Source organism: Parajatrophihabitans canadensis (assembly GCF_053764775.1).
In genome coordinates this window covers 1,350,287-1,371,200 of sequence record NZ_CM132445.1, presented here as the reverse complement: position 1 = coordinate 1,371,200, position 20,914 = coordinate 1,350,287, and the positions used below count along the sequence as shown (strand labels likewise).

At 63.5% G+C, this 20,914-nt stretch carries 22 protein-coding genes; 12 read left to right on the top strand and 10 right to left on the bottom strand.

Going from position 1 to position 20,914, the window contains the following annotated elements; all coding sequences use genetic code 11:
* Positions 1–16: 16 nt before the first annotated feature.
* On the bottom strand, positions 17–841 hold the full coding sequence (locus ACSMXN_RS06675) for an alpha/beta fold hydrolase (protein ID WP_196811340.1): 825 nt from the start codon (positions 839–841) through the stop codon (positions 17–19).
* A 174-nt stretch (positions 842–1,015) separates the two neighbouring features.
* On the opposite strand from ACSMXN_RS06675, the gene ACSMXN_RS06670 reads away from it, so the two are divergent.
* From ACSMXN_RS06670 to ACSMXN_RS06650, 5 genes are all read left to right on the top strand, one after another.
* A complete protein-coding gene (locus ACSMXN_RS06670) occupies positions 1,016–1,765 on the top strand; it encodes an NAD(P)H-binding protein (RefSeq protein ID WP_022914151.1) in 750 nt (249 codons plus the stop codon).
* Positions 1,765–2,649 (top strand): RNA polymerase sigma factor SigJ, encoded by an 885-nt coding sequence (gene sigJ, locus ACSMXN_RS06665; protein ID WP_022914152.1) that lies wholly within the window; start codon positions 1,765–1,767, stop codon positions 2,647–2,649. Before ACSMXN_RS06670 ends, sigJ begins: the two co-directional genes overlap by 1 nt.
* Before the next feature lie 83 nt (positions 2,650–2,732).
* Positions 2,733–2,936: a hypothetical protein gene (locus tag ACSMXN_RS06660; RefSeq protein WP_022914153.1), complete on the top strand. Its 204-nt coding sequence runs from the start codon at positions 2,733–2,735 to the stop codon at positions 2,934–2,936.
* Positions 2,937–2,944: 8 nt separating this feature from the next.
* Positions 2,945–3,667, top strand: a complete 723-nt coding sequence (locus tag ACSMXN_RS06655) for a DUF72 domain-containing protein (RefSeq protein WP_022914154.1) — start codon at positions 2,945–2,947, stop codon at positions 3,665–3,667.
* Positions 3,668–3,748: 81 nt separating this feature from the next.
* Positions 3,749–4,282, top strand: a complete 534-nt coding sequence (locus ACSMXN_RS06650; RefSeq protein WP_035944170.1) for a flavin reductase family protein — start codon at positions 3,749–3,751, stop codon at positions 4,280–4,282.
* A 49-nt stretch (positions 4,283–4,331) separates the two neighbouring features.
* Here the strand turns inward: ACSMXN_RS06650 and ACSMXN_RS06645 are convergent, their stop codons facing one another.
* Positions 4,332–4,547: a hypothetical protein gene (locus ACSMXN_RS06645; RefSeq protein ID WP_022914156.1), complete on the bottom strand. Its 216-nt coding sequence runs from the start codon at positions 4,545–4,547 to the stop codon at positions 4,332–4,334.
* Positions 4,548–4,708: 161 nt separating this feature from the next.
* Between ACSMXN_RS06645 and ku the strand changes: the two genes are divergently transcribed.
* Entirely contained in the window at positions 4,709–5,614 is a 906-nt protein-coding gene (ku, locus tag ACSMXN_RS06640; protein WP_022914157.1) for a non-homologous end joining protein Ku, read from the top strand.
* 76 nt (positions 5,615–5,690) lie between these two features.
* Positions 5,691–5,864, top strand: coding sequence for a hypothetical protein (locus ACSMXN_RS06635; RefSeq protein ID WP_155958438.1), 174 nt, complete (start codon positions 5,691–5,693; stop codon positions 5,862–5,864).
* An 89-nt stretch (positions 5,865–5,953) separates the two neighbouring features.
* Here the strand turns inward: ACSMXN_RS06635 and katG are convergent, their stop codons facing one another.
* Both katG and ACSMXN_RS06625 read right to left on the bottom strand, forming a co-directional pair.
* Positions 5,954–8,143: a catalase/peroxidase HPI gene (gene katG / locus ACSMXN_RS06630; protein WP_455407712.1), complete on the bottom strand. Its 2,190-nt coding sequence runs from the start codon at positions 8,141–8,143 to the stop codon at positions 5,954–5,956.
* A gap of 39 nt (positions 8,144–8,182) precedes the next feature.
* Entirely contained in the window at positions 8,183–8,611 is a 429-nt protein-coding gene (locus tag ACSMXN_RS06625; RefSeq protein WP_022914160.1) for a Fur family transcriptional regulator, read from the bottom strand.
* Positions 8,612–9,082: 471 nt separating this feature from the next.
* On the opposite strand from ACSMXN_RS06625, the gene ACSMXN_RS06620 reads away from it, so the two are divergent.
* On the top strand, positions 9,083–9,400 hold the full coding sequence (locus ACSMXN_RS06620) for a carboxymuconolactone decarboxylase family protein (RefSeq protein WP_022914161.1): 318 nt from the start codon (positions 9,083–9,085) through the stop codon (positions 9,398–9,400).
* 170 nt (positions 9,401–9,570) lie between these two features.
* Here ACSMXN_RS06620 and ACSMXN_RS06615 read toward each other — a convergent pair whose 3' ends face one another.
* From ACSMXN_RS06615 to ACSMXN_RS06605, 3 genes are all read right to left on the bottom strand, one after another.
* Positions 9,571–10,227, bottom strand: a complete 657-nt coding sequence (locus ACSMXN_RS06615; RefSeq protein ID WP_022914163.1) for a hypothetical protein — start codon at positions 10,225–10,227, stop codon at positions 9,571–9,573.
* Positions 10,224–11,138: an SPFH domain-containing protein gene (locus ACSMXN_RS06610; RefSeq protein ID WP_022914164.1), complete on the bottom strand. Its 915-nt coding sequence runs from the start codon at positions 11,136–11,138 to the stop codon at positions 10,224–10,226. The genes ACSMXN_RS06615 and ACSMXN_RS06610 overlap by 4 nt, the downstream gene beginning before the upstream one ends.
* A gap of 217 nt (positions 11,139–11,355) precedes the next feature.
* Positions 11,356–12,156, bottom strand: a complete 801-nt coding sequence (locus tag ACSMXN_RS06605) for a Bax inhibitor-1/YccA family protein (protein ID WP_022914165.1) — start codon at positions 12,154–12,156, stop codon at positions 11,356–11,358.
* 380 nt (positions 12,157–12,536) lie between these two features.
* On the opposite strand from ACSMXN_RS06605, the gene ACSMXN_RS06600 reads away from it, so the two are divergent.
* The 4 genes from ACSMXN_RS06600 (at position 12,537) to ACSMXN_RS06585 (ending at position 17,562) form a co-directional block, all read left to right on the top strand.
* Positions 12,537–14,075: an MFS transporter gene (locus ACSMXN_RS06600; protein WP_022914166.1), complete on the top strand. Its 1,539-nt coding sequence runs from the start codon at positions 12,537–12,539 to the stop codon at positions 14,073–14,075.
* A gap of 2 nt (positions 14,076–14,077) precedes the next feature.
* Complete coding sequence (locus ACSMXN_RS06595; RefSeq protein WP_022914167.1) at positions 14,078–14,542, top strand: DUF1810 domain-containing protein; 465 nt, start codon at positions 14,078–14,080, stop codon at positions 14,540–14,542.
* A gap of 72 nt (positions 14,543–14,614) precedes the next feature.
* A complete protein-coding gene (locus ACSMXN_RS06590) occupies positions 14,615–16,885 on the top strand; it encodes a LuxR C-terminal-related transcriptional regulator (protein WP_155958439.1) in 2,271 nt (756 codons plus the stop codon).
* Positions 16,886–16,956: 71 nt separating this feature from the next.
* The gene (locus ACSMXN_RS06585) at positions 16,957–17,562 is read left to right on the top strand and encodes a DsbA family protein (protein ID WP_022914169.1); all 606 of its coding nucleotides are present in this window, start codon (positions 16,957–16,959) and stop codon (positions 17,560–17,562) included.
* A gap of 16 nt (positions 17,563–17,578) precedes the next feature.
* Here ACSMXN_RS06585 and ACSMXN_RS06580 read toward each other — a convergent pair whose 3' ends face one another.
* The 3 genes from ACSMXN_RS06580 to ACSMXN_RS06570 form a co-directional block, all read right to left on the bottom strand.
* A complete protein-coding gene (locus ACSMXN_RS06580) occupies positions 17,579–18,841 on the bottom strand; it encodes an MFS transporter (RefSeq protein ID WP_022914170.1) in 1,263 nt (420 codons plus the stop codon).
* Positions 18,841–19,884, bottom strand: a complete 1,044-nt coding sequence (locus ACSMXN_RS06575) for an NAD(P)-dependent oxidoreductase (protein WP_022914171.1) — start codon at positions 19,882–19,884, stop codon at positions 18,841–18,843. Before ACSMXN_RS06575 ends, ACSMXN_RS06580 begins: the two co-directional genes overlap by 1 nt.
* A 94-nt stretch (positions 19,885–19,978) precedes the next feature.
* A complete protein-coding gene (locus tag ACSMXN_RS06570) occupies positions 19,979–20,890 on the bottom strand; it encodes an ABC transporter permease (RefSeq protein WP_022914172.1) in 912 nt (303 codons plus the stop codon).
* Positions 20,891–20,914 lie beyond the last annotated feature (24 nt).

The following is a 20,914-nucleotide window of genomic DNA, read 5'->3' as shown; positions in this document are numbered from 1 at the left end:
AGCTACCTCGTCAGACCTAGCCGCTCGCCCCGGCCAGGTGGCCCTCGCCGGGCGCCTCGAACGGGATAGCAGACCTGATCAGGTCAATGACCGCCGTGGGGTCATCCGACATCGGTACGTGGCCGCAGCCGGGTAGTTCTGCTACCCGGGTTTGAGACGGGAGCCGGTCAAGGTGGCGCGCTTGCCGGGCGAGCAGTACGAGATCCCGGGAGCCGAAGGCAACTGTGACCGGCGCGTCAATGGCCGGACCACCTCGATAGCGCTGGTTGGCCGTGGCGGACAGGGTGGCGTCGAAGCCAGAGCTGGTGGCCAAAGTCAGGATGGTCGCGCGGGCCTGCTCGGCAGTCAGTCGAGTGGGCCGACCGTGCGTCTGGCCGAGTACCAGCAGGCGGCCCAGCCGGTAGTTCACCAGCTGCGCCAACAGACCGCCAGCGTGCCGGGCCAGCCAGCTCGAGGCCCGCAGGCTCAGTTGCGCGTACCGCGGGGCACTGTCGCGCCACAGACCTGCTGGGGAGAGCAGCATCAGCGAGGCCACCGACCGGATGCGGGCGAGTTCCAGGGCTACCCATCCGCCCAGCGAGTTGCCGACAACATACGGGTCGATGATGCCGAGGTCGTCGAGAAGCTTCGCGACACTCACCGCCATCGTGGCCGGGAGTGGCTCGACGTCGTCCGGGAAGGGCGCAGAGCGTCCATGGCCCGGTAGGTCGATGGCGATCACCTCGAACTGAGCACTAAGTGCGGGCACGACCGGATCCCAGACCCGTCCAGACATTCCGATCCCGTGCAATAGAACCAGGGGCGCGCCAGTGCCTGATCGCTCGAACGCCAGTTGACTCATCTCATCCTCCAGCTGCATATGCGACGCCACCGAGGTGTCGCTCTTGCCGGTATGACGAGGTAGGCATGCGTATGCGTGACATCACGGCCCGGCAGACCGGCGATGTCACAACCCGCGAGGCTGACTCGTCCTAAGTCTGGTAAGCAACTCAAGAGCACGAAAGAAGGCACTCAGATGCGGGTAGCAGTAGCCGGCGGGACCGGTTTGGTCGGACGGTACGTCGAATCGGCGCTGTCAGATGCAGGGCACGTCCCGATCACGTTGGCCCGAGCAACAGGCTTTGACATCACCACCGGCGATGGACTGAACGCGGCCCTGGTCGGCGCCCAGGCAGTGATCGACGTCAGCAACGTGACAACCAGGAAGAAGGATGAATCAATCGCGTTCTTCGAGGCGGGAACGAGGAACCTGCTCGACGCCGGCGAGCGGGCTGGCGTACAGCACCACATCATTCTCTCGATCGCCGGCGTCGACCGGGTCGATTTCGGGTACTACTTCGGCAAGCGACGTCAAGAGGAGCTGGCACTGGCCAGCGGCCGACCTGTGAGCATCCTGCGCGCAACGCAATTTTACGAGTTTGCCGGCCAACTTCTCGATCGCGCCAGGGGCCCGATCGCAATGGTGCCTCGGATGCTGACCGCGCCGGTAGCCGCCCGTGAGGTTGCCGATGCGCTGGTCGCGCTCCTCGACCAGGAGCCGCTTGGCCTGGCTGCCGAATTCGGTGGGCCGCAAGAGCGTGAACTCACCGATCTCGCTCGCGCGGTCCTGACCGCACGACGGAGCAAGAAACTGTTGTTTCGAGTGCGAGTCCCCGGGCCTGCCGGAAAAGCCATGACCGGCGGAGCGTTGCTACCGATCGGCAGCGGGCCGCGCGGACAGCAAACTTTCGACAACTGGCTCGCCTCATCGGCGTTGGTCGCTTGATGACAGCCGATCGGACGGCCGAGCTCGCGCAGGCATATGAGCTTGCTCGACCCCGGCTGACTCGGGTGGCCTACGCAGTCCTCGGCAGCACCAGCGACGCCGAGGACGTCGTATCCGACGGGTGGTTGCGGCTCATCACAGCCGATGCCCGCGACCGGATCCTCGACATTGAAGCGTGGGCCACGGTAACTGTCGCGCGGCTCGCGTTGGATCTCCTGAAATCAGCGAGGGCGCGCCGCGAGCGTTATGTAGGGCCGTGGCTACCCGAACCGATCGTCGACACCGTGGCTGACCCGGCCGACCGGGTGACACTCGACGAGTCGGTGAGCTACGCCCTGATGGTGGTGCTCGAAACCCTCACCCCTGCCGAACGAACCACCTGGGTACTGCATGATCTGTTCGGAATGCCGTTCGACGAGGTCGCCAACATCGTGGGACGGACTCCGGCGGCAGTCCGCCAACTCGCCGCGAGGGCACGTCAACACGTGTCTGACAATGCGCCCCGAATTGCGGTTACCGCATCCGAACACGACGCCGCGGTCGCTGCGTTCATCAGTGCGAGTGCCGGCGGCGACCTGGCCGGTCTCCTACGCGTCCTCGATCCAGAGGTCGTCCTCACCAGCGACAGCGGTGGCCAGGTGAACGCGGCCCGACGGCCGGTCTTCGGCGCTGATCGAGTCGGTCGTTTCATCCTCGGCATCGCCGACAACGTGGCCGAAGGTCAGCATCTGGAACCCGTCTCAGTGAACGGCGCAACCGGCCTCGCGCTCTACGACGGCGACGAAATCTCCATCGTCGTCTCGTTCACAGTGCGCGACGCCAGGATCGTTCGCGTCGACTTCGTCCTGGCGCCCGACAAGCTCCCTCACGATCCGATCAGCTAGCCGCTGAAACATTCTAGGGCCACCATGGTGAGTGCGAGGACGTTGCTAATCAGCGTCCAGGCGAGCAGGAGGCGACCAAGACCATGCCAGACGAGTCCTACGACCGTGACCACGAAGCGCCGACGGTCACCCACAACACCGAGATCAACACCGCAGCCTCGGAAGCCGAGCTGTGCGGGATGACGCACCTACCCACCGGGCGCTTGTGCCTGTTGCCCAAACACCACGCCGGTGGCTGCGACTTCCGCACCGAAGACGACGTCGACGATGCAATCTCACGCAGATGAGCTGATAGGTGATCGCGGTCGGCACATCCGGATGGAGCTATGACCACTGGACTCCCCAGCTCTACCCACCCGATCTGCCCGTCCGAGACCGCCTGGCCCGATATGCCGCCAGTTTCTGCACCGTCGAGCTGAACAGCAGCTTCTATCGCTGGCCCCGCGACGCCGCGTTCGGCAGCTGGCACGACCGATTGCCGGCAGGCTTCGCGCTGTCGGTGAAGGCTCCCCGCGGATTGACCCACGCCAAAAAGCTCTACGAGCCAGAGGCGTGGGTGGAACGTATCTCGCGGGCCTGGCACGAACTGGGTGCCACACGTGCTGTATTGCTCGTCCAGTTACCCCCGACCCTCGCCCGCGATGACGCGCGTTTGGACTACTTTCTGCGACGCGTACCTGACTGGCTCCGCATCGCGGTCGAATTCCGCCATCGGAGCTGGAACCATGAGGACGTTTTCCACCTACTCGAGCGGCACAACACCGCCTACTGCGTGATGAGCGGCGCTGCTCTCCCCTGCATCCTTCGAGTGACCACCAACTTCGTTTACGTACGTCTGCACGGCCCGGATGAGCACTACCTATATGGCGGTTCCTACTGCGATGCCGATTTGGCGTGGTGGCGCGACCGGCTCCGGGAGTGGGAGTCGACGGGCAAGGACGTATATGCCTATTTCAACAACGACGGCAACGCAAACGCCGTGCGTAATGCCCTACGATTGAACGAGATGCTCGGTTGACGGTAGAAGCCCAACACGGAGCTACGCCGTACGCGCTGCGCGAGGCCAACGGGCTGTTCCTACGTTATGACGGGAAGCATCATGAGCGATGACGCGTTCGGATCCATCATGGCCGCCCTGGACAGCCGACTCATCGTCGTGACCACCGCGGTTGATGGCGAGAGGGCGGGATGTCTGGTCGGGTTCCACGCTCAATCCAGCATCGACCCGGAGCGCTACTGCGTGTGGCTTTCCAAGGCCAACCACACCTATCGGGTGGCGTTGCGTTCCACCCACGTTGCACTCCATTTTCTTGCAGCCGATGACATAGCTCTCGCCGAGACATTCGGTACTCAGAGTGGGGACGACACCGACAAGTTCGCAGGCTTGCAAGTCCAAACCGGCCCGGGCGGCGTACCAGTCATAGACGGGTTCCCGAATTGGCTGGTCGCCAAACGTATTGCGTTGCTAGACGAAGGCGGCGATCACGTATGTATCGTCACCGAACCCGTGAGAGCTCACTCCAGCGGAGCCTTCCACCCATTGCTGTTCTCCCAAACAACACACCTCACGCCCGGGCACGGGAACGACGAGCGCAACAGCCCACCCACCGAACGGGCTGCGCGCGCCGAATAAGCATGGGCAGGGCTCACAACGTCCAGCTGCCTCTCAAGAATTGCCATGATCAGCCTGGCGGTTCGTTCTCGGCGTTCTTCTGCGCCTGATCCTCACCGGTGGCATGTTCGGTGTCGGTCGGGTCCTTCAACGTTTCGCTCGCTCCGTCATCCGGATCGGCCGATTCGAATTCCGATTGCGATCGGCCGGGGTTTCCCTGCCGAATTTCGTCGGGGTCGTGCTTGTTGTCGTCGCCGTAAGTGACTTCATCGATCGGAATGCTCATGCTGTCTCCGAAGACCGCTCGAGGCCTCGCGGGCTCGAGTACTGCTCGGCGTTGGCTTCACCGTGCCGTGAACACTACAGCTGGGTCAGCACCTGGCGTTTGTGCACCCTCACGTTCGTCTTTACAGTTGAGGCCTGCGCCAACAATCGGGGAGGAATGTCATGCGGTCGATGTGGAAGGGCACGGTTTCGTTCGGCCTCGTCAGCATTCCGGTGAAGCTGTATGCAGCCACGGAGCAACACGACGTGGCTTTCCGCCAAGTGCGCCACAGCGATGGTTCGCGGATCCGCTACAAGCGAGTCGCCGAGGCGGACGGCGAAGAAGTGGCCTACGCAGACATCTCCAAGGGATACGAGCTACCGGACGGCCAGATCATCGTCATCGACGAGCAGGATCTTGCTGATCTACCGCTACCGACCAAGCGGACCGTAGACGTTCTGGAATTCGTGCCGCTGTCGGAGGTCGACCCGATCTACTTCAACAAATCTTATTACCTGGAGCCGGAGAAGAACGGTCTCAAGCCCTACGCCCTCTTGCGCGATGCGTTGGCGAACAGCCAGATGGTCGCAGTGGTAAAGGTGGCGATCTCCAACCGCGAACAGCTGGCGACGTTACGGGTGAAGGACAACGTCCTCGTGCTCGCCACCATGATGTGGCCCGACGAGATCCGGACGCCTGATTTCGCTTTCCTCAAGGAAGACATCCCGGTGCGCCCCCAAGAGCTGGCTATGGCTGACTCACTGATTCAAAGCATGGCGACGAGCTTCGATCCCACCGAGTTCCACGATGAGTTCCAGGCGGCGCTTGGCGCCATGCTGGCCGCGAAGACCGACGGCGTCGCGGTCGCTGGACCAGCGCCGGTCGTAGCGAGCAGTGGAAACGTCGTCGACCTGATGGCATCGCTTCAAGCGTCCATCGACAAGGCGCGCGCCGAGAAGGCCGGCTCTCAGCCAGGCTCAGCGTCGGGCTCAGAATCAGGCTCAGCGCTGGCGAAGGCAACCAAGTCGGCTGCGAAGAAGCCGCCAGCCAAGAAGGCGCCGGCGAAACGAGCACGAAAGAGCGCCTGATCCAGCTACCTCCAGAACTTGTCGTACTCCAGTGTGATACTTGGAGAACTACGACGGTGTAATTCGGAGGTACGACATGTTCATGGTTCTCGAAGGCCCGGATATTTGTACGAACGAGGCCTGCGCGCGCCGCTACAACGCCGAGCTGTCGGGCTGGGGCGGCACTTGCGACGCGTGCACGTCACTGTCCGACGACCACTTCAGAGGCCTGCACGCTGAGCCGGTAGCAGACTGCCACGACTGCTTCTAGCGGCCGCGCCCTGAAAGGGGGGCGGCTGACCGTGGCCCATCCGCGGTGAGGAATCTCCGAACCCTCCCCGCCGCGGCTGGGCCCCGCAACTACCTGAGTTCGAAACGGTCCAGGTTCATGACTTTGTCCCACGCGCTCACGAAATCGGTTACAAACTCTGCTTTTGCGTCGGCCTCGGCGTAGACCTCGGCCAGCGCCCGCAATTGCGAGCTCGACCCGAAAACGAGGTCGACCGCGGTGGCGGTCCACTTGAGATCGCCGGTCGCACGGTCGCGACCCTCGTACTCGTTCTCGTTCGAAGACACCTTCCACTCAGTACTCATGTCAAGAAGATTGATGAAGAAGTCATTGGTGAGCCTCTGCGGCTGCTTGGTGAAGACGCCGAGCTGGGATTGCCCGACGTTGGCGTCCAATGCCCGTAGGCCACCTATCAGGACCGTCATCTCGGGCGCGGTCAGAGTCAACAAGTTGGCTCGATCCACCAGTAACGTCTCCGGCGACAACTTCTCCCCGGCGCGGACGTAATTCCGGAACCCATCGGCTCGCGGTTCGAGCACGGCGAATGAGTCGGTGTCAGTCTGATCCTGCGAGGCATCCGTGCGTCCGGGAGCAAACGGAACCGCGATGTCATGCCCGGCGTTCTTCGCCGCCTGCTCGACCGCTGCACACCCGCCCAACACGATGATGTCGGCCAGCGAGACCTTCGTCCCGCCAGATTGGGACTGATTGAAGTCCTGCTGGATCTGTCCGAGGGTTTCCAGCACGGCCGTCAGTTTGGCTGGCTCGTTGACCTCCCAGTCCTTCTGCGGCGCGAGCCGCAAGCGAGCGCCGTTCGCGCCGCCACGCTTGTCTGTGCCCCGGAAGCTGGCCGCTGCCGCCCAGGCCGTGGCGACGAGCTGTGAGATCGACAGTCCCGAATCGAGGAGCTTCTGCTTGAGCGCGGCGATGTCACTCGCGCCGATCAGCTCATGATCGACAGCGGGAACAGGATCCTGCCATAGCTGCGGCTCGGGCACCCACGGGCCGAGGTAGCGCGACCGAGGCCCCATGTCGCGATGCAACAGCTTGAACCACGCCCTCGCGAACGCATCGGCGAATTGGTCCGGATTCTCCAAGAAGCGTCGCGCGATCGGCTCGTACACCGGGTCGACTCGCAGCGCCACGTCGGTCGTCAACATCGTCGGCTTCCGGGTATCGCTGGGATCCTGCGGGCCCGGAATAACACCTTCGGCATCCTTGGCCTGCCATTGCCACGCCCCGGCAGGACTCTTCGTCAGCTCCCATTCGTATTTGAACAGGTTCTCAAAGAACTGGTTCGACCACCTGGTGGGAGTCGACGTCCACACCACCTCAATCCCGCTCGTGATCGCGTCGGCGCCCTTACCGGTGCCGTAGGTGTTGGTCCAACCCAGCCCTTGCTGCTCCAGCGGCGCACCTTCCGGCTCGGCACCGACGTAGTCGCCCGACGCTGCGCCGTGGGTCTTGCCGAAGCTATGCCCGCCGGCGATGAGCGCGAGGGTCTCCTCGTCGTTCATCGCCATCCGAGCAAAGGTCTCTCGGATATCGCGGGCCGCCTTGAGTGGATCCGGCTCGCCATTGGGACCCTCGGGGTTGACGTAAATCAAGCCCATCTGCACAGCGCCTAGCTGATCCGAGAGTTGGCGATCACCGCTGTAGCGTTCGTCGCCGAGCCAGGTGTCCTCGGGGCCCCAGAAGATCTCTTCGGGCTCCCAGACATCCGGCCGTCCGAAGCCGAAGCCGAACGTCTTGAAGCCCATCGAGTCCATCGCACAGTTGCCCGCGAAAACCAACAGATCGGCCCACGAGATCTTCTTGCCGTACTTCTGCTTGACCGGCCACAGCAATCGGCGTGCCTTGTCCAGATTGGCGTTGTCGGGCCAGCTGTTCAGCGGGGCGAACCGCTGCGCACCCTGACCGCCACCACCGCGCCCATCGGCGATGCGATACGTGCCCGCCGCGTGCCAGCTCATTCTTATGAACAGCGGACCGTAGTGGCCGTAGTCAGCTGGCCACCAGTCCTGAGACGTCGTCATCACCTCGATGACGTCCTGCTTCAATGCCTCAACGTCAAGACCCTGAAACGCCTTGGCATAGTCGAAGTCCTCGCCCCGCGGATTCCCCCGGGGCGAATGCTGGTTCAACACCTGCAGATCTGGCTGATTCGGCCACCAGTCTTGATTGGTCCGGGGCCGGGTCGCCTTCACTGTCGGCGCAGAAATAACCGGATTTTCGCTCTCGCTGCGATCTTGCTCAGACACGTCCTGCATCTCCCGTCTCAAAGTTGGCCTTCACAGCCATTAGCCACTGACCTCGGCACACTGAGAACATCGACCCCAATAGATGACTTCAGCTTCATCGATCTGGTAACCAGAATCGTCGGCCGCCGTCAAGCAGGGGATTTCGCCGACCGCACAGTCAACATCAGCAATCGCACCGCACGACCGGCAAACGACGTGGTGATGGTTGTCGCCGATCCGTCCCTCGTAGCGCGCAACCGCCCCCATCGGCTGAAACCGCCGCACCAAACCAGCAACTGTCAGTGCGTCCAGCACGTCATAGACCGCCTGATGGGAGACCTGACCCAGGCTGCGACGCGTAGCCCGGATAATCGAGTCGGTATCGGCGTGCGGCCGCTCATGCACGGCCTCCAGCACGGCCACCCGCGGACGCGTCACGCGCAAGCCGGCCTGTCGCAAAATGTCCTCGAAGCCTGACGCCTTCGGCACCCCCCGAGTGTCCTGCACATATTGGAGCAAATCAAGAACCAGACATCAGCCCTCAATGGCCGGGCGGCATAATCGAACACATGGACGATTCGCGGACCACCGAGTGGCTGCCGAACATTTGCCCGAGCGGCCACCGACTTACTCGCGGGTCTTATCTCGTGGGGTGGCAGCCGTGCAGCTGCACGCCCGATCGCGACGGGCACCGAACTGTTACTTGCCGGGAATGCGGCGCGACGTGGACGCGTCCCCCACACACCGATGACGAGCAGGATCACACCCGCTGGAAATGATTCACCGCCGATACTGCATTGCGTTTCGTCACTCGATCGTCGGGATCGAATCGTCGCTCACCATCCTCGCGGGATGATGCGCACCCCGTAACGCTCGCAGCAGGATGTGAGCAACCCCGAGACGCGGCAGACACCTTGCGAAGTCGCGCGAGCTAGCCACCTGCAAAGGAAGGACCGTTCCATGGTTGACGAACAAGCACAGCCGTTGCTCGATGTTCTCACTGCGATGACCGCTGAGGGCATCGTCGAAACGGACTTGGATGCGGCGACGCAGGTCGTGGTGCGATTCGCAGCGCTCGTCGCGCTGGACGCGGCGCCGGCGTCGTACCTCTTCCATTTCGGCGCTGGCGCCGAAGCGGGCCTCACCCTAGAGGATGCTCGCCAGGTGCTGATCGCGATTGCGCCTCTCGTCGGCACCGCGCGGGTTGTCTCGGCAGCGTCCAAGATCACCCGCGCTCTCGGCCTGGCGATCGCGCTCACCGATGACATCGGCGAGTGAGGGCAAGCCGACGATATCCAGGTGGCACATTCTCCTTTGGCAGTAGGCATGCAGGCCGAACTACGCGTGGGCACTCTGCAAGGTGCTGACGACAAACAAGCTGATCTGCTCAGCTAACGCTTGACCGAGGGCGGCGGCGACATTCGGGTGCCGATGGACTCGATCGAGCATCACTTGACGGGCAGGTCCGCCAAGCGGACAGCGGCGGCAGCAACCGTGGCAACAGCCAGCAGGACCATCAGGAATCGGGCCGGGTAGTACCTGAAGGACGAGGTGACGCCGGCGAAGAACAGGCCAACTGCCAGCAGGATTGTCGTGACCACATAGTCGTTGGCGTTGGCGGCGGCCTCTTTGCTGGCTTGGGTCGCCACCTCGGCCTTTACGACCGTAGCCCGGTAATCGGCGAACTGCGCGTCCATGTACGCGGTGTCCTGAAAGAGATTGGTTGGTGTCTGCCCGGCGCGGACCTGCGCCTCCCACTTCTGCAGCACTGGAAGGAAATCAGGACGGACGAGCGATGTGCGGTAGAACTTGAGCAGCGGTTCATTGTGTGCCTGGGCAGCTTGCGCGTATTGCACGAGCAAGCTGCTGTCGTAGGCCACCTTCTGCGAGGCGAGACCGAACAGGCGGGATCCTTCGACCCGCTGGTCCGACGATAGCTGGGCCAGGTCGTCCTGCTGTCCGTTCCACCGCGACGCCTGATATCCACACCACGCCGTACCCACCGTGGTGATCCCCAGCAACAACACGACAACGATTTCCAGCAGCCGTTCGCGACGTGAAATCCGAATGCCTGCCGATTGGCGACCACTACCGGAAAGCGTCATGCCTCCCGGCCCGCCGCCGGCGCATCACCGACCGGCGACTGATTGCCCTCATACGCCGTCGTGGCTTCGTCCTGTGCCGCGATCCCGATCGTCGTACCTGCGGGTCCTTGCCGCAAAGCGACCTGCAACGCGTTGGCACGCTGCACCAGGTCACGCCACAGGTCCGTCTCCCGGTAACGCCATGCGGCGTCGTTGGTAGACGAAAGATGCGTCTCCAGGTCGGCGTCGTTCAAGGCCCGGCTCATCCGGGTGGCTGCCTCCGCCTTTTCCCTCTCCAGCTCGTATCCGGCCCGAACCGTGGCCTGAATGACCTCACCGGTGCGGCCTAGATCGATGGCTCCCAGCACGACCGCGGTCACGTTGATCCCGTCGTCGCGTAGGGCCTTGGCGACTGCGGCGGATACTCGCTCCTGGCAGACTGCCCGGTCGGCACCGAGCAGACTGCTCACGCCAATGCCGACATCGCCCAGCGCTGCGGTGACCGCCCGGCTGCTCTCGTCACGGACGATCCCAAAAAGGCCATCTGGACCGAATCGTTCATGTACCAGGCGCAGTTGTTCGGGTATCAACTGGAAGCGGACCGTCATCGACAGCGTCACCGCCGCCCGGTCTCCTAGCGTCAGCAGCATCGGCGGCCCAGACTGCTCCAAGCGGGTATCCGGGTTTTCGCCCGTCCCGGCCCGATAGGCGAACTCGACCGAGGGGTATTCCTCGACCATCCGCCGTCGCAGCGCAGGTACGAAATGCGGTCCCGGGAGCAAGGTTGTGTTCGTGGCCCTACCCTTGACCATCAGCAAGCCCAGGCTGCCCGACGGCACCCGCACCAACGATTCAGCGATGATCACCCACGCCAACAACCCGACCACCGGCACCACCAAGACCGCCACGATGATCCACCCGACAGTGCTCATCAGGTCATTCCCCTCGCGAAAATCCGGTTACCGTCGACATTTCGGCTCGACGATGCGGCGGTGACTGCCGACGGGACGCCGACAGTCACCGCATTGTCTCCGTTCAAATCTGCGGGTGCATCATCAACAAAGGATGAGAGACACTGCAACCCCAGTAGGCCTGACGAACGTCGTCGAATCGATGGCTGCCGCTGCCGCGGTTATCGGATTTGCCCAGTTAGTTATTGCGAGACAGCAGGGCAAGCAGCTTGAGTAGGGAAATGTAAAGCCAGATCAGCGTGACCATGAGGCCGAAGGCGAGATACCACTCCAGATCCTTGGGCGCCCCCGCCTGAACGCCGCCCTCGATGGTGCCGAAGTCGAGCACCAGGCTCATTGCCGCAAGCACGATCGCAATCAGCGTCACGACCAGACCAATGCTGCGGAAGCTCTCGCTGTACAGCCAGTCCCAGTTGAATATCGACAGGACGAACACGAATAGGTAGAGCAGTCCGAGGCCCCCCATGCCTGCGATGACGGCGAACGCGAGCTTCTGCGTCGGCTTCACAATGCGGGTGGCGTACAGCACGAGCGAGACGACGAAGACGCATCCAGTCGACAGGACCGCGGCGCCGACGATCCCGTCGGTCTGCGCATCGAACGCCGCGGAGATCGCGCCGAGACAGAAACCCTCACATACCGCGTAGAGCACGCCGAGTACCGCCGCCCGCCGAGGCTGGACGGCGATGAAGATCCCGAGTAACAACGCGCCGAAGCTCGCCAGCCAGAAACCACCTGGGATCGTGACCGTTGTGTTCGCATAGCCGCTACCGATGTCATTCGCGATGGGCGTGGTGGCCGAGGACCAGCCCCATGCGCCACCGCCGACGAGAACGGCGAGCAGCACCAGCGTCTTTATGCTCACGCCGGCCACTGTCATCGAACGCGAAGCCGATGAGCTCAGTTGCGTCTCGACGAACTTCTCGTTCAGCGCGGGATTGCCCGAGCCGACTCGCGGCGATGTCCTGACCTGTGTCACGGCTCCCCCAAACGCTCACTGCCTATCAGCCTGTGGATGCTCTCACAGTGTTGCCGCTGCGAACAGATCGAATGAACGTGAGAATCCGCCGAACGCGCCTAATGAAAGCGGTGAATGAGCCAGTCATGGATCGCGTCGAGGTCCTCGTCATCGAGCGGTTATGCGGTCGCAGCAACCATCCCCGGACTATTCGTAACAAGAGACCCATACGTCATTCGGGAGAACCGCACCCCACCGACGCCGCGGAGTCAGGCCTGGCAGGAGATGGGGCTGACGAGGGCTGTCGTTGGTCACACCTGGACTGCCGGAGGAGGACGACGGCGACCGCCGGTGGTACACAGAATGTTCCTACTGTAACCACGATTGCCGAATGAGGTCGAGTGCCCGCATCACCAACGTTCCGTCCCGAATCGACCGCCGCATCGGTGCGGCCGTCGTCGCCGCGGATGATGGTGCTGACGCTGGCCTTTTGCGGTGTTGTGGTCGCGATAATGCAAACGTTGATCGCACCTTTGCTGCCGTCGCTGCCCCACCTGGCGCACACCGACCTATCAACCGCAAGCTGGATGGTGACCGCCACCCTGATCACCGGCTGCGTGGCGAACCCGGTGTTCGGCCGGATCGGCGACATGTACGGCAAGCGCCGAATGATCCTGGTCTCGCTGGCTTCTATGACGGTTGGTTCGGTCATCTGCGGAATGACCTCGGACATCGGCCTGCTGATCACCGGGCGTGCCTTCCAAGGCGCGGCGTTGGCGTTGATCCCACTGGGTATCAGCATTTTGCGCGACGAGCTGCCGCCTGAGCGGGTGCCCTCCGCCGTCGCGGTCGTGAGCGGAACCCTCGGCACCGGCGCTGCGATCGGCTTCCCGGTGGCAGCCGTGCTCGTCGAGTACTCGAACTGGCACACGATGTTCTGGGTGGCAGCGGCAGTCGGTGTCATCGACGTCCTGCTGGTCCTGCGATACGTCCCGGAGTCTTCCAACCGGACCTCTGGCCGGTTCGACATCACCGGGGCCGTCGGTCTGAGCATCGCCTTGGTGAGTCTGCTGGTCGGCGTGGAGAAGGGCTCTGGTTGGGGCTGGACGTCACCGAGAACGCTCTTCTGTTTCGCGCTTGCGGTAGTTGTCAGCTTGGCTTGGGGCGGCTGGGAGATGCGGGCCCGTTCCCCGCTGGTCGACCTGCGCATCTCGTCCCAAGCGGCGGTGCTCCTGACGAATCTGGCCGCGCTGTTGATCGGGTTCAGCTTCTACGCCAACTCGCTCTCGACGGCACAGCTCGTCCAGGAGCCGGCGTCAACCGGCTACGGCCTGGCCCAGTCGATCGTGGTTGCCGGATTGTGCATCCTGCCTGCCGGCTTGTTCCAGGCCGGTTTCGCGCCCGTGATCGCCAGGATGGCTCGAACCCACGGACCAAAAGTGCCGCTCGGGCTGGGCACGCTCATCATGGCTGCCGGCTACGTCTACCGGATCGCGTTCAGCCATGACCTCGTGAACATCATCGTTGGAACCACGATCGTGGGCGCCGGGACTGCGTTGGCTTATTCGACCCTGGCACTGATGATCATGCGCGCCGTGCCGATGAGCGAGACCGGGGCGGCGAACGGGCTGAATACCCTGATGCGCTCGATCGGCCAGTCGATCTGTAGCGCGGTGGTGGCGTCGATCCTCGCCTCGGTAACGATCATTCTGACCAACGGCGGCAGCGCACCGTCGTTGTGGGCCTATCAGCTCATCTTCGTGTTGGCCGGGGTCGCCGCGCTCGGTGCGTTCGGTCTGATCGTGGGGATACCGGGTCGCCGCGCCGACGAACGGATCGCCCGCGCCGCGGAGCGGATCATGACGGAGGAGTCCATTGCCGGGCACGGTCCCGGCCCGTCATCAACGGCGGCCGTTCCGGTCGACCAGCTGGGAAACTGACGATGGTGCCCAGCGGCTCCCGAGCGAGCGATCCGTACCGCCTGCAGCGTTTCCTCGATGCCCAAGATCGTAATGCGACCTTCGAGCGTGCCGTCCAAGAGTTGCAGGCAGGGCTCAAGACGAGTCACTGGATGTGGTTCGTCTTCCCCCAGATCGCCGGGCTCGGATACAGCGCCATGTCGCGGGAGTACGCGATCTCGTCGCTGGCCGAAGCGCGCGCCTACCTCGAGCACCCCGTACTAGCGGCGCGCCTGCTCGAGTGCGCTCAGATCGTCGCGTCGACGCAAGCGCGATCGGCGGCCGAGATCTTCGGCGAGGTCGACGCTCAAAAGCTGCACTCCTCGATGACGCTCTTCAGCCAGGCCGCCGACCCGACCCAAGAGGTATTCGGGCAAGTACTCGACCGCTACTTCGCCGGATCCCACGACGGGCGCACCGACGAGATGCTCGACCAGCTCGGGACCTGATCCGCTGCTCATCCCTGACGCTCTTGGCGAGCCCTCGGAACGCGGCTTAAGACGGGGTTTACGATCGCAAGGGTGGGGACGCCGACCGCGCCAGTGGGGGGTGCCGGCACAACCGGTACCAACAGGCTTCGGGTCGAGATCGTAGAGTCGAAGCTCTTTCGTCCTGCCGCTCGAGACGGCTTGGTCGAACGCCCTGCGTTGGCTGATTCGCTCTGGCACAGCCGCGGGGTGCCGCTGGTTGTGGTGCGCGCTCCGGCTGGCTACGGCAAGTCGACGTTGCTCGCACAGTGGGCTGAGCGGGACCCGCGGCCGGCTGCCTGGCTGTCGCTGGACACGCATGACAATGATGCCTCGGTTTTTCTGACGCACCTAGCGGTGGCTCTGGACCGGGTCGCACCGCTTGGGCCGTCGGTATTCGAGACGCTGGCGGAACCGGGCGTGTCAATTCCGGCGACGGTTGTTCCGCGTTTGGGCTCGGCCATAAGCAAGTTGCCCCAGCCAATTCTGCTAATACTCGACGACGTACATGCACTCGACGACGGTGAAGCGCTGGACGCGCTCGTGTCGTTGATCTCGTATCTGAGGCTCGGTTCGCAGTTAGCCGTGGCCGGGCGCGCTGTGCCACAGCTGCCGCTCGCTCGGCTGCGGGCGGAGGGTCGTGTGCTTGAGTTGGGCGCCGAGGACTTGGCCTTCGATACCGATGGCAGCCGTCAACTGCTCCATGCTGCGGGCGTTGATCTGTCTCTCACAGAGCTGAAACGGCTGCATCAGCGCACCGAGGGCTGGGCCGCTGGGCTTTACCTTGCAGCGCTTTCCATCAAGCGTCGCGGCCACGCTGAGGTTGCCTCGGCGGTTGGGCCTACAGATGACAGCCTGATCATGGACTATGTCGCAAGTGAACTGCTGGCGCCCCAGTCTCCGCGGGACGTCACCTTTCTGATTCGGACATCGGTGCTCGACCGGCTGTCCGGACCGCTTTGCGACGCGGTGCTCGAGGAGGACGGGTCAGCCTCTCGGCTCGAACAACTTACGCGAGCGAATTTGTTCCTGCTCCCCCTGGACAATCGGCGGGGCTGGTACCGCTACCACGCGCTCTTTCGAGATGTCCTCCGCGCCGAGCTCGATCGCACCTCCCCTGATCTTGCTTGGGTATTGCTGCAGCGCGCTGCAGGCTGGTGCGAGGAGCGTGGCATGGTCGAGGCGGCTGTCGACTACGCCATCGCCGCGCATGATGTGCCACGGGCCCGGCGTTTGATCTGCCAGACGGTTGACGTGATGTATGCCGCCGGGCGGGTCCCGACTTTGATCGGATGGTTCGACTGGCTCGATAACGTCGGCGCACTCGCACAGGATCCGACCGCGGCAGCGCAAGCGGCTGTCGTGTACGGGCTGACCGGCCGGCCCGCGTCTGCGGATTACTGGCGAGAACTCGCCGAACGCGCGGCCGACCCACTGACGATCGAGTACCGGCTCTGGATGTCGGGGATGCGCGCATACATGTGCGGCGATGGCCCAGAACGCATGCTGGTTGACGCGCAACAGAACGCCGAGCACGCGCGGCAGGTCAGTGGCGCCATCGGACGCCAGTACCCGGCAGCGCTGCTTCTGCAAGGCATCGCTCACCTGCTACTGGGCGAGCGGGAGGCGGCGGCGGAATGCTTCACGGATGCCAGTGAGCTGGGCTTGCGGGTAAGCGCATTTGCTGCGGTGATCTGCGCAAACAGCAATCGAGCATTGCTTGCAATCGAAGCGTCTGACTGGGACCGCGGCGCGGATCTGATCGGCGTCGAACTCGAGCGACTTGACCGCTTGCGGCTCGGCTCGCTGCTACCAAGCATTCTGGTGTTCGCGGTCGCGGCCCGCACCGCAGCTCACGCCGGCGACAGGCACCATGCGAGAGCTCACCTTGCCCACGCCAATCGCCTTCGTCCGCTGCTATCGCACGCCTTGCCTTGGTTCGCGGTACAGACGCTCCTCGAACTCGCCGAGGCGTCGCTATCACTGGACGATGGGCCGGCCGCCAGCACCATGCTGAATGAGATCGACTTGGTACTACATCGACGTCCACGACTCGGCAGCCTCGTGCCCAGGGTAGAACACCTGCGCGCTCAGCTGAACGGGCAACCGATGCACACCGTCGGGGCATCGACGCTGACGGCAGCCGAATTACGCACCCTTCCGCTGCTGTCCACCCACCTGACTTTGTCTCAGGTAGCGGCCCGACTCAACCTGTCTCGTAGCACTATCAAGACTCACGTTGAGTCCATTTACCGCAAGCTCGGCGCTCACTCACGTGCTGAAGCTGTGACCCGCGCGCAAGAACTTGGGCTGATCGGCGAGTAGGGAAAAGGGAATCAACATGCCTAGGATTCCGCTAGACATACCAGAGTTCGCCACTAGGAGATGATGACGCCATGACCAGCTCGTTCGCTGTTACCTGGGACTACCGGTGCCCGTTCGCCCGCAACGCCCACGAACACCTGCTTACCGGCCTGGCCGCCGGTGCCGACTGGGACGTCACGTTCCTGCCGTTCTCCCTCGGCCAGGTTCACGTCGAGGAGGGCCAGCCTTCCGTTTGGGAGAAGCCCGAGCAGGATGGCGGCATCATCGCCTTACAAGCCGGCGTGGTCGTCCGCGACGAGTACCCGGATGTGTTTGCCGCAGTCCATCGGGCGCTGTTCGCCGCCCGACACGACGACGCCCTCAAGCTTGACGATGCAGACGTAGTCCGGACGGTGCTGCGCGAGCAGGGTGTCGACGACCAGGTCGTCTTCGACCGGATCGAGTCAGGTGACGCGCTCGGTCGGGTTCAGTTCGAGCACGAGCAGTACGCCGCCTCGCACAGCGTCTGGGGTGTGCCGACGTTCATCGTCGACGACCAAGCAGTCTTCGTGCGCTTGATGCATCGATCCCCAGGCGGCGCCGACCCGAATGAATCGATCCGCACCATCGACCGCGTCGTCGACCTTCTCGGTTGGCCCGACCTCAACGAGTTCAAGCACACGTCCATCCCCCGCTGACCCAGAAACGCGGTGGTCAAGGCAAAGGTGGGCTGTCGCGCTCGTTCTCGGGCAACAGTGGCCACCAGAGGATCGCGAACGCACCGACTGCCAGGCTGCCGGCAGCGAAGCCGAATGCAGCGATGACGCTGGTGACTTGGGCCAGGCCGCCCCAGGCGAGTGCCCCGATACCCTGACCCCCCAGCCGGACGCTTTGAAAGACGCTGATCGTCCGGGCCCGGGCCGCGTCAGGGGCCGCGACTTGGATACTTGCGCCGAGCCGGGTTTGCACAACGAGCCAGCTGATTCCGAAGCCGAACAGGGCGGCGCCTGCAGCCGCCGGATCATCGGTCAGTCCCAGCAGCGCCAACATCGCGGCGGTAGCTAGGTTGCCGACCAGCAGCGTTGTTCCGGCCGCGCAGAACTGGTCGATGACAGGCAGCACGATGACGCCGAAGATCGAGCCGATGCCAACGGCCGCCAGGAGCAATCCATATCCGGTTGCTCCTACGTCCAAACGCCTGGAGGCCAACGCCGGCAGCAGTGCCCACACAGCGCTACACGGGACGGTCACGACGAAGCTGTGCAGCAAGATGCGTCGCAGTGGTATCGATCTGCGGATAAGGGCAAGCCCTTCGGTCACGGCGCGCTGGAAAGTACCGGTGAAGCGGACTTGCGAAGGCTCGGGGATCTTCGCGAAAACCAGGACGAGCGCAAACACCACGTATGAGCATGCGTCCAGGACGAAGACGCCGGACGGCCCGGTGATGGCGACGATCAATCCACCAATCGGTGGGCCGATCACCCGCGCGATGTTCAGATTCACCTGAGCCATCGCCACAGCCGAGGAGAATTGGGACACCGGGACGATCTGCGGCATCAATGACTGAAAAGTGATGACCGAGACCGCGGATCCGAGGCCGAGCAAGACGGTGTAGACCAACAGCGCCACCGGACCGAGCTGGCCCGCAAGGCTCTCTACCGCCAGCGCCGTGGCAATGACTGCCTGCGCAACTTGCGAAAGAAGTAACAACCGCCGCCGGTCGAGGAGATCAGCCAGCGCGCCAGCAGGTACCGCCAGCACCAACATCGGCAACCGGCCTGCTGCCACGATCATCGCGGCCAGCAAGACGGCGTCGGGATGGTTGACGATTACCCACTGGGCGCCGACCGTCTGCATCCAATTGCCGAGATCACCGGCGAACTCCGCGAGCCAGAGCGCCCGAAATAGCGGAATCGCCAGGGCAGTAAAGGCTCCCGCGCGTGACCTGGGCAGGTCGGCCGGCGTGGCGGCAGTCATTAGCCGTTGGCGGCAGCAGCCATCTCCACGTTGGCTTCGCGGCGAAGGATGTCATCGACGATTGCGTTGGCAATGCCGAGCGTCTGCGCACCACGTGAGTCCCAGGTTGCACCACCGTTGTGCGGCGTCAGCACGACGTTGTCCATCTTTCGGAGCGCCTCAGGGATGTAGGCGTCGAACACCAGCGGCGGCTCGTTCCAGAACACGTCGAGGCCCGCACCGGCGATCGTGCCGTCTTGCAACGCTCGGATCATCGCGCCCTCGTCGATCAGCCGGCCCCGGCCGACATTGATGAAGTAGGCGGTTGGCTTCATCAAGGCGAATTCGCGTTCGCCCATCAGCTTCAAATTGGCGTCTTCGAAGTTCGCGAGCATGCACACGTAGTCGCCGCGCGAGATCAGTTCGTCAGTGTCCTGCACCCACTCCACACCGAGTTCGGCCTCTTCCTCGGCAGATAGTCGCGTTCTCTTGGTGTAGAGCACGGTCATGTCCAGAGCCCGAAGCTTCTTGGCAGCCTGTCTGGCAACTCGTCCCAGACCGTAGAGCGAAACTGTCTTGCCCGTGCAGCCCTGCCCCATCAAAGCCATCGTCATTTCTTGGAAGTAACCCGTTCCACGGCAGTACTTGTCCGCCTCGACCACGCGATACGCCAGGTTGAGCAAGAGTGCAACCATGAGGTCGGCGGTCGCTCGTGGGTTCAGGCCATAGCCGTTCATGCTGTAGCCGCCACCCTCAGGCGCCTCAGGGCTCTTCGCTTCCAAAAGGCTTATCCCGGCCGCCTCGCAGGCAGCCAGATCATGAACGTCATCTCGAGCGTGCGCGACGCCGAATCCCTTCAGCGTCGGGTTGGCGGCAACCATGGATGCCGTGATCGGCGTCGAGTGCATGCAGAAGATGTAGTCCGACCGGCGAGCAGCACTCTCCAACTCCCCCACGCTGATCTCCCGGTGGTCGAACGGAAACACCTCGACCTCGGCAACCTCCCGCATTCGCGCGAGAGCCACCTCGGGAACGGGTTGACACACAAAGACCTTCTCGGTCACTACGTACTCCTATCTGATTTCGCCCATAGAGACGTCCGAGTGGACGCCGGGTGTGTTCGTGTGGTTGTGCAGGATCTGGGAAGCCGGTGTTGAACTACGTGCTCGCGACGGTCCGCTCGGCTCCGGCAGCAGCGTGACCGATGCCGTCCGTCACCAGATTCGCGCCGATCGTCAGCAGCACGATCGCCATGATCGGCAGCAGCACGCTCAACGGCGCCGTGGTCAGCCCGTTCTGATTCTCCTGGGTCATCAGGCCCCAATCAGCAGTCGGTGGCCCGACACCGAGCCCGAGATAGTCCAGGCCGGCGATCAGACCGATGGAGTGCGTCAGGCGGAGTCCGAACTCGACCGTCAGCGGCGCGGCGATGTTCGGCAGAATTTCACTCGTCAATATTCTGCGGGTGGGCGTGCCAGTCCCCTGCGCATACTTGACGAAGTCCGTCTCCCGAACCTGGATCGTGGAAGACCGCACAATCCGCGCGGTGTACGGCATGTAGGTGAGGCCGACAACACAAACCAGCACCCAGCCGTGCGGTCCGATCACCGTTATGACCAACAAGGCAAGGACGATTCCTGGAAACGCCAGCAGGAGGTCGACGACCCGCATCACGATGTCGTCGGCAGCCCGCATCGAGTAGCCGGCGAACAGCCCGAGCGCCGTGCCGCAGCCGACACCCAGCAGCGTGCCGAGTACGCCGATGAGCAGGATGTTTCGGCCGCCATTGAGAAATCGGCTCAGCACATCGCGGCCCAGGTAGTCAGCACCGAAGCGCGCCGTCGCCGACGGACCGCTGAACGGCGCACCAACGAACGCCGTCGGGCTGTGCGGCGCGAAGAGCGGACCGAAGATTGCCACCGCGACCACCAGGCCGACGATGACCAAGCCGAATCGAGTCCGCTTGAGACCGAGTGATTGGACGAGGAATCCGCGGTGTCTGGTCAACTCCACCGGTTGCACGGGAACCGATGTCAGCATCGCATCGTGCGATGCATCAGCGATGGTCATCGCGGGTCCTTTCTGCAGCTACCG

What these genes read in the sequence shown, in the direction of transcription:
- ACSMXN_RS06675 (WP_196811340.1), bottom strand. Translation starts at nt 841, where the DNA reads ATGAGTCAACTGGCGTTCGAGCGATCAGGCACTGGCGCGCCCCTGGTT.
- ACSMXN_RS06670 (WP_022914151.1), top strand. Translation starts at nt 1,016, where the DNA reads ATGCGGGTAGCAGTAGCCGGCGGGACCGGTTTGGTCGGACGGTACGTC.
- sigJ (WP_022914152.1), top strand. Translation starts at nt 1,765, where the DNA reads ATGACAGCCGATCGGACGGCCGAGCTCGCGCAGGCATATGAGCTTGCT.
- ACSMXN_RS06660 (WP_022914153.1), top strand. Translation starts at nt 2,733, where the DNA reads ATGCCAGACGAGTCCTACGACCGTGACCACGAAGCGCCGACGGTCACC.
- ACSMXN_RS06650 (WP_035944170.1), top strand. Translation starts at nt 3,749, where the DNA reads ATGAGCGATGACGCGTTCGGATCCATCATGGCCGCCCTGGACAGCCGA.
- ACSMXN_RS06645 (WP_022914156.1), bottom strand. Translation starts at nt 4,547, where the DNA reads ATGAGCATTCCGATCGATGAAGTCACTTACGGCGACGACAACAAGCAC.
- ku (WP_022914157.1), top strand. Translation starts at nt 4,709, where the DNA reads ATGCGGTCGATGTGGAAGGGCACGGTTTCGTTCGGCCTCGTCAGCATT.
- ACSMXN_RS06635 (WP_155958438.1), top strand. Translation starts at nt 5,691, where the DNA reads ATGTTCATGGTTCTCGAAGGCCCGGATATTTGTACGAACGAGGCCTGC.
- ACSMXN_RS06620 (WP_022914161.1), top strand. Translation starts at nt 9,083, where the DNA reads ATGGTTGACGAACAAGCACAGCCGTTGCTCGATGTTCTCACTGCGATG.
- ACSMXN_RS06615 (WP_022914163.1), bottom strand. Translation starts at nt 10,227, where the DNA reads ATGACGCTTTCCGGTAGTGGTCGCCAATCGGCAGGCATTCGGATTTCA.
- ACSMXN_RS06610 (WP_022914164.1), bottom strand. Translation starts at nt 11,138, where the DNA reads ATGAGCACTGTCGGGTGGATCATCGTGGCGGTCTTGGTGGTGCCGGTG.
- ACSMXN_RS06595 (WP_022914167.1), top strand. Translation starts at nt 14,078, where the DNA reads ATGGTGCCCAGCGGCTCCCGAGCGAGCGATCCGTACCGCCTGCAGCGT.
- ACSMXN_RS06585 (WP_022914169.1), top strand. Translation starts at nt 16,957, where the DNA reads ATGACCAGCTCGTTCGCTGTTACCTGGGACTACCGGTGCCCGTTCGCC.
- ACSMXN_RS06580 (WP_022914170.1), bottom strand. Translation starts at nt 18,841, where the DNA reads ATGACTGCCGCCACGCCGGCCGACCTGCCCAGGTCACGCGCGGGAGCC.
- ACSMXN_RS06570 (WP_022914172.1), bottom strand. Translation starts at nt 20,890, where the DNA reads ATGACCATCGCTGATGCATCGCACGATGCGATGCTGACATCGGTTCCC.